The sequence below is a fragment of the Parabacteroides sp. D25 genome, from assembly GCF_000307475.1.
GTDB classification, from domain to species: domain Bacteria; phylum Bacteroidota; class Bacteroidia; order Bacteroidales; family Tannerellaceae; genus Parabacteroides; species Parabacteroides distasonis.
In genome coordinates, this window is record NZ_JH976501.1 from 16,472 (window position 1) to 33,454 (window position 16,983).

General features: G+C 47.1%; 9 protein-coding genes. All 9 read left to right on the top strand.

Going from position 1 to position 16,983, the window contains the following annotated elements:
• The first annotated feature begins 68 nt into the window (after nt 1-68).
• The 9 genes from HMPREF0999_RS03805 (at nt 69) to HMPREF0999_RS03845 (ending at nt 16,956) form a co-directional block, all read left to right on the top strand.
• The gene (locus HMPREF0999_RS03805; RefSeq protein WP_009275202.1) at nt 69-833 is read left to right on the top strand and encodes a DNA-binding domain-containing protein; all 765 of its coding nucleotides are present in this window, start codon (nt 69-71) and stop codon (nt 831-833) included.
• A 171-nt stretch (nt 834-1,004) separates the two neighbouring features.
• Entirely contained in the window at nt 1,005-3,740 is a 2,736-nt protein-coding gene (locus HMPREF0999_RS03810; protein WP_009275203.1) for a hypothetical protein, read from the top strand.
• Between the two features lie 117 nt (nt 3,741-3,857).
• Complete coding sequence (locus tag HMPREF0999_RS03815; RefSeq protein ID WP_009275204.1) at nt 3,858-6,542, top strand: alpha-L-rhamnosidase; 2,685 nt, start codon at nt 3,858-3,860, stop codon at nt 6,540-6,542.
• Between the two features lie 127 nt (nt 6,543-6,669).
• Nucleotides 6,670-8,835, top strand: coding sequence for a GH92 family glycosyl hydrolase (locus HMPREF0999_RS03820; RefSeq protein ID WP_009275205.1), 2,166 nt, complete (start codon nt 6,670-6,672; stop codon nt 8,833-8,835).
• 24 nt (nt 8,836-8,859) lie between these two features.
• Nucleotides 8,860-10,008, top strand: a complete 1,149-nt coding sequence (locus HMPREF0999_RS03825) for a glycoside hydrolase family 130 protein (RefSeq protein ID WP_005860111.1) — start codon at nt 8,860-8,862, stop codon at nt 10,006-10,008.
• 19 nt (nt 10,009-10,027) lie between these two features.
• On the top strand, nt 10,028-11,422 hold the full coding sequence (locus HMPREF0999_RS03830; protein WP_009275206.1) for an SGNH/GDSL hydrolase family protein: 1,395 nt from the start codon (nt 10,028-10,030) through the stop codon (nt 11,420-11,422).
• Complete coding sequence (locus HMPREF0999_RS03835) at nt 11,419-13,758, top strand: GH92 family glycosyl hydrolase (RefSeq protein ID WP_009275207.1); 2,340 nt, start codon at nt 11,419-11,421, stop codon at nt 13,756-13,758. The genes HMPREF0999_RS03830 and HMPREF0999_RS03835 overlap by 4 nt, the downstream gene beginning before the upstream one ends.
• A 17-nt stretch (nt 13,759-13,775) precedes the next feature.
• Nucleotides 13,776-16,049, top strand: a complete 2,274-nt coding sequence (locus HMPREF0999_RS03840; RefSeq protein WP_009275208.1) for a GH92 family glycosyl hydrolase — start codon at nt 13,776-13,778, stop codon at nt 16,047-16,049.
• 85 nt (nt 16,050-16,134) lie between these two features.
• Nucleotides 16,135-16,956 (top strand): alpha/beta hydrolase, encoded by an 822-nt coding sequence (locus HMPREF0999_RS03845; RefSeq protein WP_009275209.1) that lies wholly within the window; start codon nt 16,135-16,137, stop codon nt 16,954-16,956.
• The last annotated feature ends 27 nt before the right edge of the window (nt 16,957-16,983 follow it).

Sequence of the window (16,983 nt, forward strand, 5' to 3'; positions counted from 1 at the left end):
ATAAGGGTGATAAACATTATTAAAAGGTAACGCCCCACTACCACGGGGCATTAAAGACAAAAAACATCATGGCAGAAGAAAAGACCATCTTGACCGTAGATCTGTACGACAACGTGTTAACCGAGAAAACCGGCGATTTCACCGGAAAGATCCGCATTACCGGAACCACGCGAACCTCAGACATCTCGAACCGCATCGTGAAGAAACGTACCGAGTATCGTCCGGAGACGATCACCAACATCCTCGACCTCTCCTACGACGAGATGATCGAGGCCCTCGCCCAAGGCCGTTGCGTGGTGAACAAGTTCGGGCAATGGCTGCTCACTATCAACGGCTCGTTCGACGGAAAGAAATCAGACTTCCGCTCTACGGAGAATAAGATCACCGTAATGTTCACCCCCAGCGCCACCCTCCTGAAGGCGCTAGAAAACATCTACGTGAACGCCGACGTAGCTACCGTGGGCCCGATGATCGAGAGCCTCACGGATTCTACCACGAACGAGAAGAACCTCCATATCACTCCAAACGCTCCGGCTATCATCTTCGGCAGCACACTGCTTATCAAGGGGGATGATCCATCTGTAGGCATCTACTTCACCAAGGACGAGGAGGGCGCCACGCCCGTGAAGGTCTCCCTCATCGTGCGTAACACCAAGAGCGAGATAATTATCCAGATCCCGCAACTCGCCGAGGGGCAGTACTGGCTGAGCGTCACTACGCAGGCGGGGGCGAATTACGGCTTGGTGAAAGACCCGCGTACCTATAAGTTCCCCATCCTCTTGACGGTAGGTATCGGAGGCGGAGGCGATAGCGAGAGTCCGGACGAGATCTGATAAGGCAGAGAGCCTCATCTATGAGGGCTGATAAAGCCTAGGCTCTCACCCCTCATAGACGAGGCTCTCTCATGGTTCATGGCCTAGGCTCTCTCACCGGTCATAGACGGGAAGCTATGAGCATACCCGTGAACGAATGTTAAAACGATTGTTCATTATAAATATTAGCTTATGAAACTAGATTTACAAAAAATTAGTTTAAGACTGTCACTGTTGGTGATGGCTTTCTTATGTAGTGGAACGTGGATTGCCAGTGGGCAAGAGAACGCAAAAGTGATGCACAAGATCACCTATGATCTTAAGAACATGGAGCTTGTGGAAGGTCCGGCGGAGGTTGGACATGGCGAGACGTTCACCTTTAGGTTAAAACCTAAATACGAATCGTATGGGAATCCTATGAACTATAGTGTCTCTATGGAAAATTCACAGGGGCATTTGGAGGAAGATAAGAAGGAACCTAAGTTCTACAAGATATCCAATGTGACAGGGGATGTAGTTATACATGTCACAGGATATGGTAAAGCTGTGATAGGAGGATATGCCTACAGTCTTGATCGTGATGGCAAAACAGCCTGTATAAACGATGTCCCGAGTACAACCAAGAATCTGATTGTGCCGGACTCTGTGACGTTTGGTGGCTCTAAATATAGGGTCAAGGAGTTTATGTATTTTAATAATGTGCTCCCGAAGTCCCTGGCTTCCATCACATTTAAAGGATATATTCCTGTTGGTATAGCAAGTTATTTGTTTGATGTTGTTGACAAGGATAACTTGAAAATTATTGTTCCTAAGGGGGCCGGTAAGGTTTATAAGGCTTATTCAGGTCTTCCGGTACAAGAGGCTAATATCTCTGAGTCTGATGAGGGAGTAGCTCCATCCAATGATTTGAAGATTACTTATCAATCTAAGAATGTAAGTTTTGATGGGCCGGAATCAGTAAAATACGGAGAGGACGTAAATGTAACCGTTCGAAGCAAAGATGGAACGCCGCTTCGGTTTAGCGTAAGTTGTAGATCTATAGAGACAGGAGAGTATTGTAGACCGGACTTTCTGAAAATTAATGACCAAGAACAAAAGATTCAAGTACCAGCGTTGTTTGGTGATCTGCAAATAACAATAGATGGATATGAGGAATATAAAGAGGGAGTCAATACCTATGAGTTAGATAAGGCCAATGCGGAAGCTACGCTTTCTAACTATAAAGGGGGAAGTAATGCCATTATCCCTTCTCTCCTTACCGTGGGGGGAATAGATTATGCGGTGACGAAGATACAGCATTCTTTCGGGAGTTCCTTGGATTCGTTGACGGTGCCGGCCTCAGTGAAAGGTATGGGTTCGTCAATAAGGAATTGCGTCAATTTACGGACAATAAAACTCTCGTCACCGTTAATGCCGGGAATTGATGTCGAAACGCTTAAAAGCGTAGATACCTTGACTTGTAAGATATTGGTCCCGGAAGGCTGCTTGGATGTCTATAAGAATAATGATTTCTGGGGTAAATTCAAGAACATAGAGGAATACGATCCCAGTATCAAGGATTCTTATACGATAACATACGACTTGAAGAACATCTCATTGGCGGATACCGTCAAATCCATCCAGAGAAATAGTACGCTGAACCTTACCTTACTGGCGCTGGAGGGTTACGAACTGCCCGATAGTGTTGAGGTAAACGTAAAGGGATATACGTATGACAAGGCCAAGGGTACCTTGTCCGTGCCATCTGTCCTCACGGATCTGAAGATCGTGGCGGAAGCCGTAATGCTAGACTCTCTCAGGATCAATCAACAGGATTCTGTAATAGAGAACGCGATAGTAGGGGATATCATGATATCAAATGAGACTGCCGCTAAAGATACCGCTACCATTCAATTGACGAACGTGACAGCTCCTACGCTGACTGTTACCCCGGAGGCGAAAGCGGAACTGGCTCTCTCCGGCACGAACCGGTTAGGTGAGATCAAGAATGAGGGCGTACTGATCTTGTCGTCGGCCGATGAACAAGCCAAGCTAGTCAATACTACGGTTGAGAATGCGGGTATATTCGCAGATAGTGTCGGCTTGATCTCAGAAGTTAGCGGCACGGGAGCTCTCGCGATCGCTCCGATCGGAGATAAGACCGTGGAAGAAGGCTCCTCCATTGACTTGATGGCTACCGCTGTCCCCGGCGAATCTTATACCTCGGTGATTTTCCAATGGCAGAGATTAGAGAATGGTACATGGATTGATAAGAAGACAACGACAAAGACCCCAGCACCTCAAGCGATATCCTTGTCTCTCTTACGTGCTGCCGAGCCGTTGGCTGATTCTTATAAGGTAGAGGCTCCCGAGGTGGGTACGTACCGTTGCGTAATCACGTGTAAGGTGAGCGACCAGATCGCTACGACTTTGACCACCCTATCGAAAGTAACCGCAGTCTCTTCCGAACCGGATCCGGTAGTGACATTCAGCGTCGTTCTTCCATCCGTTGAAGGTGCCTCGTTGAATCCTTCCGCCGGAACCTACTCCGTGGAAGAGGGTGGCAGCTTCTCTTTCTCTCTTACGCTGGAAGCGGACTACGATCAATCTACCCCTATCGTGAAAGTAGGTGATAAGGTGATTGAGCCGACCTCTGACGGTAAATACGAGATCAAGGGTATCGCGTCCGACATTACGATCTCTATCACCGGAATCATAAAAAACGCCACCGTAGGCAATGCCGAACTCGAATCCAATGACTTGAAAGTCTGGGGATCGAACGGGGTATTGCATATCCGGTCCGCTCATGCGGGTACGGCTTATCTAGTGACATTCGGCGGTCAACTATATAAGGCTTTAACCTTGCCAATTGGTGAGACGATGATAACCATTCCGCAAGGTGCCTATATCATCCGTATCGAAAATCAATCCTACAAGATCCGCTTCTAGCCATTCTTGAGGAATCGTAGGAAGGCGAGTCATTTGCGAGTGGCTCGCCTTTCTTGTTTAATAAATCTTAATATTTACCGGGGATATAAGTATCGTAAGCCATTAGAAAGTATATTCATGCGTAATCTCAATCTATTTATCATGAAATGTATATCTATCTACTTTGTGACCCTATTGTTACTGATGTCGGGCTGTGAATCCGGGCGGAGGTTCATCTTAAAAGATCTTCGTTGTGAGAACTTGGAGAATCCGGTTGCGATCGACAATACCCATCCCCATTTTAGCTGGAAAATCGAGACAGACGGGCAAACTATGCGGCAAGCGTATTTTGAGATACAAGTAGCCACGGATAGTTCCTTGCTGGCTCAAGGCAAAGCCGATCTATGGAATTCAGGTAAGGTGGAATCGTCCGCTTCCGTGATGGTCCCTTATCGAGGGAAAGAGTTGCGATCTAGTGTGCTGGCCTATTGGAAAGTCCGGGTATGGGACGATAAGGGGGAATCCTCGGATTGGAGTCCAATCAATCGCTTTGGGATCGGGCTTTTGGATAAAGCGGAATGGCAAGGGAAATATATAGGGATGCCGGATGAGAAGAATCCGATGTTAAGGAATAAGTTCGAGCTTCAAGACCGTGATGCCACATTACTCCTTCATGTAAACTCCTTAGGGTATCATGAGATCTATTTAAATGGGAGGAAGGTATCGGAAGATGTTCTCTCGCCTGCGGTATCTCAATTAAACAAAAGATCATTATCGGTGACGTACGATCTTACGCCGTACGCAAAGCAGGGAATAAACGACTTATTGCTCTGGTTGGGCCGTGGCTGGTACAGAAAAGCTACTTTTAATGCCGTTCATGATGGGCCGTTGGTTAAACTGCAATTGGACGAGATTCAAAGAAATGGCGCTACAAGTACGTTACTCGTTACAGATAGCTCTTGGGAAGGCCGGGGAAGTATGTATGGTGAGACCGGTACCGGTACTTGGTATCCCCATCAATTCGGGGGTGAATGTGTGGATGGGCGGAAGGCGTTGCCGGATTTGACAACGGCTACGCTTGACAAACTGGATTGGACGCCGGTATTGGAGGTGGAGGTACCCGGGATAGAGGTAAGTCCCCAAATGTGTGAGCCTAATCGAATACAAGAGATTATCCGTCCCAAAGGAATCAAACAAATAGGGGATAGTATTTGGCTCGTAGATATGGGAAAGGCGTTAAATGGTTGGGTTGAGCTGAGTTTCCCAAAATTACCGGAAGGCCACCGGGTCCGTATGGAATATACGGATTGGTTAAATGAAAACGAAGATTTCAAGCCACAAGAGGAGAACGGACAGTATGAGGATTGGTATATCGGTTCCGGACAAGGCAAAGAGGTATTCCGAAATAAATTTAACCACCATGCGTTTCAATATATAAGGATATCCGGTTTGGCGAAAGCCCCCGAGGAGGTAACCGGCTATCTGATTCATACGGATTATAAGGATGCCTCGTCTTTCGAGTGCTCGGATCCGGACTTGAATGCTATCTATGCGATGATCAAATATACTTTCAAGAACCTAGCTTTCAGTGGTTATATCGTAGACTGCCCGCATTATGAGCGTATGGGATACGGTGGGGATGGAAATGCCTCTTGTAAGAGTTTCCAGACATTGTATGAGGGCTCTTCCGTGTATATGAACTGGATGCAGATGTGGCAGGATTGCATCCGTGAGGATGGGGGTATGCCGCATTGCGTACCGAGTCCATACCCGGCGGGAGGTGGTCCGTATTGGTGTGGCTTTATTATCACGGGATCGTGGCAGACTTATTTGAATTATGGGGATAGCCGTCTGATCGAGCGATATTATCCGGTTATGCGACATTGGTTGCGTTATGTGGATGCGTATACGGTCGATGGATTGCTGAAACGTTGGCCGGATACGGATTATCGGGCATGGTATTTAGGGGATTGGTTGGCTCCGGCGGGTGTCGATTATACGGCGCAGTCATCGGTAGATCTGGTTAGTAACTGCTTTATAAGCGATTGCCTCACTACGATGGAGAAGATCGCGAAGGTATTGGGGAAAGCGGAGGATGCCGCTAAGTATAAAGAGCGTCGCCAACGATTGAACGAGCTTATCCAGAAGACTTTCTATGATCCGGAGAAGAAACAGTACGCTACAGGCTCCCAGATCGATCGGATTTATCCGATGTTGGTCGGCGTGACAGATGAACAGCATATGCCCGAGGTAAAGGAAGGTTTATATCGAGAGACATTGGAGAATTGCAAAGGGCATATCGGTTCCGGCTTGGTGGGTGTTACAATCTTGACCGATTGGGCGATAAAGGACGGAGAGGCCGATTTTCTCTATTCCATGCTGAAAAAGAGAGAGCTGCCGGGATATCTATATATGATCGATCAAGGGGCTTCTACGACTTGGGAATACTGGTCGGGAGAACGTAGTAAGGTTCATAATTGTTTCAATGGCATTGGCGCTTGGTTCTGTCAGGCGGTCGGAGGGATCTTGCCGGATGAGGATGAGCCGGGCTATAAACATTTCTTTATCAAACCTCAGATACCGAATGGCGTGACGTGGGCGAGGGCGGCGAGAGAGACCCCTTACGGTACGGCACGTGTGTCTTGGACTATGGAGAACCGATCGCTTTCCCTCGATCTGGAGATACCGGCGAATAGTATGGCGACCTTTATCGCTCCATTTAACGTATCGAATTGTGTGTTAGATGGGAATAATGTAGAAATATCGGCGGGTTCGATCCTGTTGGAAAGTGGAAAACACACGCTATCGCTGCCTGCGGAATAGGAATCATATGATTCCCTTTTTGTTGACTTATGTTAATAGCTGTTTTTTAATTATTACGCCGTAAGTGTTTTATTCTATTGAAGGGTATATAGTATAAAAGGCTAAATAATAAAAAGGATCTATTACCATGTTTAAATGTAAACAGCTTTTAAGGCGAATATGTGTGGTTAGCTATGTTTTCTTGTTGTGTGGAGGTTTGGTAAATGCGTCAAATCTCGTTTCTAAGACCAATACCCTGATAGGGACTCAAGGTAATGGGTGGGCTTCCGGATATTTGTATCCGGGGGCTACCTATCCCTTCGGTATGGTACAGTTTACCCCGACTTATTTCACGAAACAACTAGGCTTTGTCATCAATCAATTGAGTGGTGCGGGATGCGATCATATGGGAAATTTCCCTACGCTTCCGATTGCCGGAGCTTTACGGGTTTCTCCGGATAGTATCTTGAATATGCAGACTCCGGTCGGCAAGGAGATCGGAACGGCCGGTTATTACGCAGCCACCGTAGATCATTCTATACGTGCGGAATTAACCGTTACGGAACGTACGGGTATGGCTCGTTATACGTTTTCTTCCAAGGAAAAGCAGGGTACCGTGATTATCGGAGGAGGAGTAGCCGCTACCCCTATCCAAGTAGCCGCTATTAAGATTACGGGTCCTCATAGTTGCGAGGGATATGCGGAGGGTGGTGCTTTCTGTGGAATCCCAACTCCCTATAAGGTTTACTTTGTGGCTGAGTTCGATGCGGATGCGGAGAGTTTTGGTACATGGAAGGAGGAGCGACTACATGCGAATCATACGTTTGCGGAAGGCAGTCACTCGGGGGTGTATTTTACTTTTCCGTTGAAAGAGGGGAATCAGGCGGTGCAGTATAAGATCGGTGTTTCTTATGTCTCGGTGGAGAATGCCCGAGAGAATTTGAGGGTTGAGAATCCCGCTTGGGACTTCTCTGCGGTCCGTCAGGCGACGCAAGATAAATGGAATGAATACCTCGGGAAGATAGAGGTAGAGGGAGATAACGAGGATCGCCAGATGCAATTCTATACGCATCTATATCGTTCATTAATCCATCCGAATGTTTGTAGCGACGTGAATGGGGAATATATGGGGGCGGATAGCCAAGTGCATAAGACAGCCCGAAAATTCTATACCTCTTTCAGTAATTGGGATACGTATCGTACGCAGACTGCTTTGATCGCTATGCTAGCTCCCGAGGAGACCTCGGATATCGTTATGTCTCATTACTTATTTGCCGAGCAATCCGGTGGTGGCTTCCCCCGTTGGGTACTGGCGAATATAGAGACAGGTGTTATGCAGGGGGACCCGACTCCGATTCTTGTAGCCAATGCGTATGCGTTTGGAGCTCGCACCTATGATCCTCGAACTTTACTGCGGACTATGCGTTATGGAGCAGAAGTGCCGGGGGCTAATTCCCAAGGTGTTTTGACTCGACCGGGCTTGGAACAGTATTTGGAGAAAGGGTATTACGACGCTTCGATCTTACTGGAATATACATCTTCTGATTTTGCGATTGGCCGTTTCGCCTTGCAAGCCTGCAATGATGAGCCGGTTTGTAATTGGTATACGCAACGGGCGATGAACTGGAAGAATCTTTTTAATAAGGAGACCGGTTGGTTGCAGTCCCGAAACGAGGATGGCTCGTGGAAACGTTATGATGCGGATTGGCGGGAATCGACATATAAGAATTATTTCTGGATGGTACCTTATGATTTGCAAGGGTTGATCGATAGTATAGGAGGAAAGGAAGCGGCGGAGAAGCGTTTGGATGAGATGTTCCGACGTTTGGACGCTAGTTATGGAGATGAATGGTTCGCCTCCGGTAACGAGCCTAGTTTCCAAATCCCTTGGATTTATAATTGGGCGGGGGCTCCTTATAAGGCGCAACAAGTGATCCGGCGTATACTGAACGAACAATATAGTAGCCGTGTGAACGGTTTGCCGGGCAACGACGATTTAGGATCGATGGGAGCATGGTATGTCTTTGCCAGTATCGGTTTGTTTCCAGAGATTCCCGGAGTGGGAGGTTTCTCTGTGAATAGTCCGGTATTCCGTAAGATTGTTTTACATTTGCCCGAGGGAGACGTGATTATCAAGGGGGGAGATGAGAAAAAAGAGTATATCCATTCCTTAAGTCTTGATGGAAAGAAGATGGAGGGCACTTGGATCGATTGGTCGGATTTATATCGGGGGGCGACCTTGGAATATAAATTATCCGGGAAGCCGGATAAGACGTGGGGAACTCGGATAGCTCCCCCTTCATATGGAAAATAAATATAACTTAATACTACGAATAACATGATTAAAGAAACATTATTAGTCTCTACTTTCGGCTTATTGGGATTGGTTACCGTAGCTTGCGGCTCTCAAAAGAAAGACCAGACGGCGGAAGCTGTATCGGAAACAGCTTGGTGCTTGGACGGGTTTGAGCGTCCGACAGGAGTGAATCCGGTAATTAAGCCGTTACCAACTAAGTTTTATTGCCCGATGCGGGAAGATTCTGTAGCATGGGAGGAGAGTGACACATTTAATCCGGCGGCTACGATTTACGATGGGAAGATTGTGGTGATGTACCGTGCGGAAGATAACTCCGCTCAGGGAATCGGTTCCCGGACTTCCCGTTTGGGATATGCGACCTCTACTGACGGTATCCATTTCGAGAGGGATACGAAGCCTGCTTTTTATCCGGCTAAAGATAATCAAGTAGAGAACGAATGTCCCGGAGGTACGGAAGATCCTCGTATTGCTATGACCGAGGATGGTACGTATGTCTTGCTATATACGCAATGGAACCGCAAGGTGCCTCGTCTGGCGGTGGCGACCTCAAAGGATTTGAAACACTGGACGAAGTTCGGTCCGGCTTTTGAGAAAGCCTATAATGGCAAATTCAAGGATGAGGCGACCAAATCCGCATCGTTAGTCACGACTTTAAAGGGAGATAAGCAGGTCATTGCGAAAGTGAATGGCAAGTATTTCATGTACTGGGGGGAGAAGAATGTATATGCGGCTACCTCCGATAATTTAACAGATTGGGACCCACTGTTGGACGAGAATGGTGAGTTGCTTAAATTGTTCTCTCCCCGTTCCGGCTATTTTGATAGCCAGTTGACCGAATGTGGACCTCCCGCTATCTTGACAAAGGATGGCATCGTTCTGTTGTATAACGGTAAAAACGAACCGGGAGAAAAAGGGGATACCGCTTATCCTGCGAACTCTTATTGTGCCGGACAAGCATTGTTCGATGTAAATAACCCGACAAAATTGATCGGTCGTTTGGATAAGCCTTTCTTGCAACCGACGGATGATTTTGAAAAAAGCGGTCAATACCCTGCGGGTACCGTATTCGTGGAAGGTCTGGTCTATTACCGGAATAAATGGTATCTGTATTATGGCTGTGCCGATTCATTCGTGGCTGTGGCCGTATCGGATAAACAATTGAACTTCTAAGTGTCCAAAAGTAAATAAGATGAGAACTAATCGATGGCTTTTTAGTTTGGCGTGTATGCTTTCTGTGTTTGTGTGTGGCAATGCGCAGAAAACTCCTTCCCCTTTTCAAAGGGGTGACCGGGTTGTTTTTTTAGGCAATAGCATAACAGAGGGCGGACATTATCATTCTTATATATGGTTGTACTATATCACTCATTTCCCGGATATGCGGATGCGGATGTATAGCGCCGGTACCGGTGGTGACAGTTCTTGGGATATGTTGGAACGGATCGAGGAGGATGTATATGGTAAAAATCCGACGGTGGTTACGGCTACTTTCGGTATGAACGATAGTGGTTATTTCGAATATAACGGCGATAATCCTACGGCTTTCGTGGAGCGGCAAATGTATCGGGTAGATACGACCTTTCAGGCGATGCAGAAGATCATGAAATCTCACAAAGATACAAGGGTGATCATGATCGGTGGCACGCCGTACGACGAGACTTGGCAAAATGAGAAAAATAAGCCTTTTCTTGGAAAGAACGCTACGATCCAGAAAATCATCCGTCTGCAAAGAGAGGCGGCCGTGAAGAATGACTGGGCGTTCGTGGATTTCCACAACCCGGTATTAGAGGTGAACAGGGTACAACAAGCGAAAGATCCGCGGTTTACCTTAATGCAAGGAGATCGGATTCATCCGGATAACCACGGTAATATGTTGATGGCCTATTTCTTCTTGAAGTCTCAGGGATTGGCGGGTAAACCGGTCGCCAAAGTTGATATCGATGCTTCCCGACGTATGGTGTTGGCGAACGAGAATTGTTTCGTGAATGAATTGAAAGTATCAGACAAGGGTACGATCTCTTTTACCTATTTAGCGAAGTCTTTACCTTATCCGATGGATACGATCTCTCGGGGTTGGGAGAAGAAGCATACGCAATATGAGGCGACCTTGTACGCTCCGATTATGGAGGATCTTAATCAAGAGGTATTGCGGGTGGATGGATTGAAAGGTTCGTATAGGTTGGAGATAGACGGGGATTCAATTTCTACGTTTTCGGCCGAGGATTTGGCAAAAGGTATTAACTTAACGGCGTTAACGAACACACCGCAATATCAGCAGGCCGTTCGGGTCATGCATTTGAATGAGGAACGTTGGAATATCGAGAAACGTTTTAGGGAATATGCGTGGACGGAATTTTATATCTTGAAGCGGAAGGGCATGTTATTTCAGGATAATATCGCCGCTATGGATACGTTAAGGGCGAACCTTCATACGAATATCTTCTTGGCCGGCCATCTGGATAACTACTCCAAGATGATGTATCCGGAGATCCGGGAGGCTTGGAGCCAACAAATCGATATGTTGGTGGATCGTATGTATCAGATCGCCCAACCGAAGGTACGTAGAATAGAACTTATAAAAAAATGATACGACTAGTAAGAAATTTAAGATGGATAACGACCACGGCGTTATCGCTTGCGTTGGTGGGAACTGCCTGTTCCGGTCCGACCCGGACTATCGAGGAGGTTCATTTCTCTGATTATGTAAATCCCTTTATCGGGGCGAGTACGAATACGGAGGCGGCCGGTGCTTACCATGGCTTGGGGAAGACCTTCCCCGGTGCGACTACCCCTTTCGGTATGGTACAGGTAAGTCCGAATACGATTACGGGGGGCGACAATGGTTCCGGATATAGCTACGAGCATGAGACGATCGAGGGATTCGCTTTTACGCAGATGAGTGGTATCGGCTGGTATGGTGATCTGGGTAATTTATTGGTAATGCCTACCGTGGGCGATCTGCGCACGAACTCAGGAAAAGAGGGGGGCGTAGCCGGGTATCGTTCCCGGTATGATAAATCTTCCGAGGAGGCCAAGGCTGGATATTATAAGGTATTGCTGAGCGATTACCAGATACAAGCGGAGGCGACAGCGGCTCCTCATAGCGGTATGCTGAGATTCGTTTTCCCCGAGAATAAGCAGTCCCGCATCCAGTTGGACTTAGCCCGTCGTGTAGGAGGTACTTCTACGTATCAGGCGGTTCAAGTGATAGATGACCATACGATCGCCGGACGAATGGAATGTACGCCGGAAGGTGGAGGCTGGGGGAATGGTGAAGGTTCTTCCCGATACACCGTGTATTTTTATGCGCAGTTTTCCAAACCGTTGAAAGATTATGGTGTATGGAGCGTGGATATCCCGGCAGGGCAGGATCGGCATCGGGAATTCGTGGAGAGTCCGGCTTTCCAGATATTGACAGCGAACGCAAAGATTTCGGAGAGACCAAAGGCATATGAGGGCGAGCACCTCGGGTTCTTTACGGAGTTTGAGACTGAGGCGAATGAGGAGGTTCTTTTCAAGGCTGGTATTTCCTTTGTAAGCTTGGAGGGTGCGGAAAAGAACTTGAAAGCGGAGATCAAGGATTGGGATTTTGATGCGGTACGTTCTCGTGCCCGCTCGTTATGGGATACGGCTTTGGCTAAGATGGATGTCAGCGGTGGAACGGATGAGCAGAAGGTGATCTTCTATACCTCCTTGTATCATACAATGATCGATCCGAGGATTTACACGGATGTGGATGGTCAATATATGGGCGCGGACGGAAAAGCGCATAAGTCGGATACGTTCACGAAACGTACGATCTTTAGCGGTTGGGACGTGTTCCGTAGTCAGATGCCTTTGCAAACGATTATTAATCCGGTATTGGTGAACGATTTGTTGAAGTCATTGACAACGATGGCAGAGGAGAGTGGCCGTGAGTACTATGAGCGCTGGGAGTTGTTGAACGCCTATAGCGGTTGTATGTTAGGAAATCCGGCTATATCGGTCTTGGCGGATGCCTATGCGAAAGGTATTTGTAGCTTGGATATGGAAAAGGCTTATCGGTATGCGGATAAAACCTCGAGAATGTTCGGGAATGCGGAGTTGGGCTATACCCCGAATCCGCAGAGTATCTCCAAAACCTTGGAGTATGCGTATACGGAATGGTGTATGTCTCAGTTGGCGAAATCATTAGGAAAACAGGAGGATGCGGTTTATTATGCGAAGTTGGCTCAGTCTTACCGGAATTTATATGATGCGGAGAAACATAGCTTCCGCCCGAGAGAAGCGAATGGCCGGTTTGAGGCTTGGCCGGAAGAGGGTAAGCTGAAGGAATGGTACGGCTGTATGGAATGCAATGAGCTGCAACAGGGGTGGTTTGTGCCTCATGATATTCCGGGTATGGTGGAACTGATGGGAGGAACGGAACGGGTGATCGCCGATCTGGATACGATGTTCGACAAGACACCAACAGATTTCCTGTGGAACGCTTATTACAATCATGCGAACGAGCCGGTTCATCATGTGCCTTTCTTGTATAATCATTTGGGACAGCCGTGGAAAACCCAGAAATGGTCTCGTTTCATTTGCGATAAGGCGTATAAGAATAAGGTAGAAGGCTTGGTTGGAAACGAGGATGTCGGTCAGATGTCCGCTTGGTATGTATTGGCGGCATGTGGTTTGTATCCGGTTTGTCCGGGAGATACTCGCTATGAGATATCCAGCCCGGTTTTTGAGAAGACTGAGATTCAGGTTGGCGAAGGGAATACATTTATCATACGAGCCAACCGAAATACCCCGGAAAACACCTATATCCAATCCGCTAAATTAAACGGGACGGATTATACGAGATGCTATCTTGATTATAGGGATATCATGAAAGGTGGCGTACTAGAATTGGAGATGGGCCCCGAGCCGAATACAAATTGGGGCGTGAATAATTAATCAGTAAATAAAATAACATGAAACTCAATACTTTTTATAAACAGGGGGCGGCTTTAGCCCTCTGTTTAACCCTCTCTTTCCCTGTTTTTGCGGAGAAAGACTTGGTACAATACGTAAATACTTTGCAAGGAACAAACTCGACTTACGAATTGAGTTGGGGAAATACCTACCCGACTACGGCGGTTCCCTATCCCATGAATAGCTGGTCTCCACAGACCGGGAAGAATGGTGATGGTTGGAAATACCAATACTCGGCCACTACGATCCGGGGTTTCCAACCGACGCATCAATGTAGCCCTTGGGTGGGAGATTACGGGGTATTCTCTTTGATGCCTGTACCGGAATTGGTTGTTGATGAGTCCAAACGGGCGACTCCGTTCTCTCATGATAAGGAAATTGCCAAGCCTCATTATTATAAGGTTACGTTGGAGAATGGTATTACCACGGAGTTCTCGCCAACTACCCGTTCCGCTCATTTCCGTTTTTCCTTTCCCGCGAAGGGAGACGCTTTTCTCGTACTGGATGGCTATACGAAAACCAGTCAGGTACAAATCGATGTAGCGAACCACCGGATCACCGGCTATGTACACAATGGGGCTTTCTCTCCGAAGACACATAAGAATTATTTTATCATTCAATTTGATAAACCTTTCGTTAGCTATGGTACATGGGAGAATCGTAAGAATACGATCCAGAAGAATAATTTGAGGCGGGAAGGGGAAGGTATCGGTGCCTATGTACAATTTGCGAAAGGCTCTAAGGTACAGGCCAAGGTCTCTACCTCTTATATCAGTCCGGAGCAAGCGGAGGTTACGATGACTCGTGAGCTAGGTAAGCACTCATCGGTAGAAGTGACGAAGCAAGCGGCTGCTGATGTATGGAACCAGCTATTGAATCGTGTGTTGGTGGAAGGTGGAACCGAGGAGGATATGAAAACCTTCTACTCCTGCATGTTCCGTGCCAATTTGTTTTCCCATAAGTTTTATGAGGAGAAAGAGGATGGTTCTCCTTACTACTATAGTCCGTACGATGAGAAGATTCATGATGGATATATGTTTACCGATAATGGTTTTTGGGACACTTTCCGTTCCCAGTTCCCGCTGACCAATATCTTGCACCCTACGATGCAGGGGCAATATATGCAAGCCTTGCTAGACGCTCAGGAGCAATGTGGATGGTTACCTTCTTGGTCGTTCCCGAGTGAGACCGGCGGGATGGTAGGGAATCACTCGATCTCTTTATTGACGGATGCTTGGGTGAAGGGTATCCGCACTTTCGATCCGGAGAAAGCCTTGAAAGCGTATGCGCATGAGGCGATGAATAAGGGACCTTGGGGCGGTGCCAACGGACGGGTTCGTTGGAAGGATTATTATCAGTTGGGATATATACCTTATCCGGAATCCATGGGATCTACGGCACAGACGTTGGAATATTGCTATGATGACTTTTGTGCGTATCAGTTGGCGAAAATGACTGGGAATAAGTTTTATGAGGAGGTCTTTGCCCGCCAGATTTATAATTACAAGAATGTGTACGATCCATCTGTCGGTTTTATGAGAGGTCGTAAATTGGATGGTAGTTGGGCGGATTTCGATGCTTTCGAATGGGGCGGTCCTTATTGCGAGGGGAATGCTTGGCATTACAATTGGTCGGTTTTCCATGATGTCCAAGGGTTGATCGATTTGACAGGAGGTGATGAGCGTTTCGTGGCGAAGATCGACTCTGTTTTCGCTTTACCCGGTATCGTGAAATATGGAACATACGGAACGAAAATTCATGAGATGCTGGAGATGGAATTGGCGAAGATGGGACAGTACGCCCAAGGTAATCAACCGATCCAGCATATGATTTACTTGTATAGTTACGCAGGCCAGCCTTGGAAGACGCAATATTGGATTCGTCAGGTGATGGATCGGTTATATAATAGCTCGGAAAATGGTTATCCGGGTGATGAGGATCAAGGCGGTATGTCTTCTTGGTACGTATTGAGCGCGTTGGGAATCTACAGTGTTTGCCCGGGGACGGATGAGTATGTATTGGGTAGCCCGAAATTCCGGAAAACTACGATTACGATGGAGGATGGCAAGAAGTTCGTGATCGAGGCGAAAGGGAATAGTAAGGATAACGTATATATCCAAAACGCTACCTTGAACGGGAAGAGACATACACGTAATTATATCCATTACAGCGATATCGTGAATGGGGGCGTGCTGGAGCTTCAAATGGGCAATCAACCGGAGAAGACGAGAGGAACCGCGAAAGAGGATCGTCCTTTCTCGTTAAGTAAATAAGTTTTTGGCTGTAAAATCTGTATATTTGTCCCCGTAGTTCCTTGAAAACAAGGCTACGGGGAATTAATCATTAATGTTCACTGATATGAATTGGATGAAAAAGGTAGCGGTAGCGTTGGTTTGTTTGCTTCCGCTCGGTTTACAGGCGGCGAAGGTAGATACTTTGCAAGTGAAAAGTCCTTCGATGAATAAAAGTATAGAGGTAGTCGTGGTAAGTCCGGATGTGGCTGCGACGAAAGCGTGTCCGGTGATTTATTTGTTACATGGCTATGGCGGTAACGCTCGTACATGGGTCGGTATCAAGCCGGATCTATCTAAGATCGCTGATGAGAAGGGTATCTTTTTCGTATGCCCGGATGGTAAGAATACGTGGTATTGGGATAGCCCTTTGAACGCTGATGTACGGTATGAGACTTTCATCTCGGATGAGTTGGTGAAATACGTGGATTCCCATTATAAGACCGTGGCCGATCGTAAGGGACGTGCTATTACCGGCTTGAGCATGGGTGGACATGGCGCTATGTGGAATGGCCTTCGTCATAGCGATGTTTTCTCCGCTGCGGGAAGTACTAGCGGTGGCGTGGATATCCGCCCTTTCCCGAAAAACTGGGAGATGAGCGTACAAATAGGTGAGAAGGCAAAATATCCGGAAAACTGGGAGAAGTACACGGTTATCAATTTGGTTCCAACCTTGAGGAAAGACCAGATCGCTTTGATCTTCGATTGCGGTGACAGCGATTTCTTTTTGGAGGTGAATAAGAACTACCACGAGGCGTTATTAAAACAAGGCATCGACCACGACTTTATCACTCGCCCGGGTAATCATGATTCACAATACTGGAATAATTCTATTGATTACCAGATCCTCTTTTTCTGGAAGCATTTCTTGAAGATGAAGGCCTTGTGATAAGACCGTTTGGCGATTTGACATTCT

Coding starts and splice junctions, on each gene's coding strand:
- HMPREF0999_RS03845 (WP_009275209.1), top strand. CDS start 16,135: ATGAATTGGATGAAAAAGGTAGCGGTAGCGTTGGTTTGTTTGCTTCCG.
- HMPREF0999_RS03840 (WP_009275208.1), top strand. CDS start 13,776: ATGAAACTCAATACTTTTTATAAACAGGGGGCGGCTTTAGCCCTCTGT.
- HMPREF0999_RS03810 (WP_009275203.1), top strand. CDS start 1,005: ATGAAACTAGATTTACAAAAAATTAGTTTAAGACTGTCACTGTTGGTG.
- HMPREF0999_RS03825 (WP_005860111.1), top strand. CDS start 8,860: ATGATTAAAGAAACATTATTAGTCTCTACTTTCGGCTTATTGGGATTG.
- HMPREF0999_RS03815 (WP_009275204.1), top strand. CDS start 3,858: ATGCGTAATCTCAATCTATTTATCATGAAATGTATATCTATCTACTTT.
- HMPREF0999_RS03805 (WP_009275202.1), top strand. CDS start 69: ATGGCAGAAGAAAAGACCATCTTGACCGTAGATCTGTACGACAACGTG.
- HMPREF0999_RS03820 (WP_009275205.1), top strand. CDS start 6,670: ATGTTTAAATGTAAACAGCTTTTAAGGCGAATATGTGTGGTTAGCTAT.
- HMPREF0999_RS03830 (WP_009275206.1), top strand. CDS start 10,028: ATGAGAACTAATCGATGGCTTTTTAGTTTGGCGTGTATGCTTTCTGTG.
- HMPREF0999_RS03835 (WP_009275207.1), top strand. CDS start 11,419: ATGATACGACTAGTAAGAAATTTAAGATGGATAACGACCACGGCGTTA.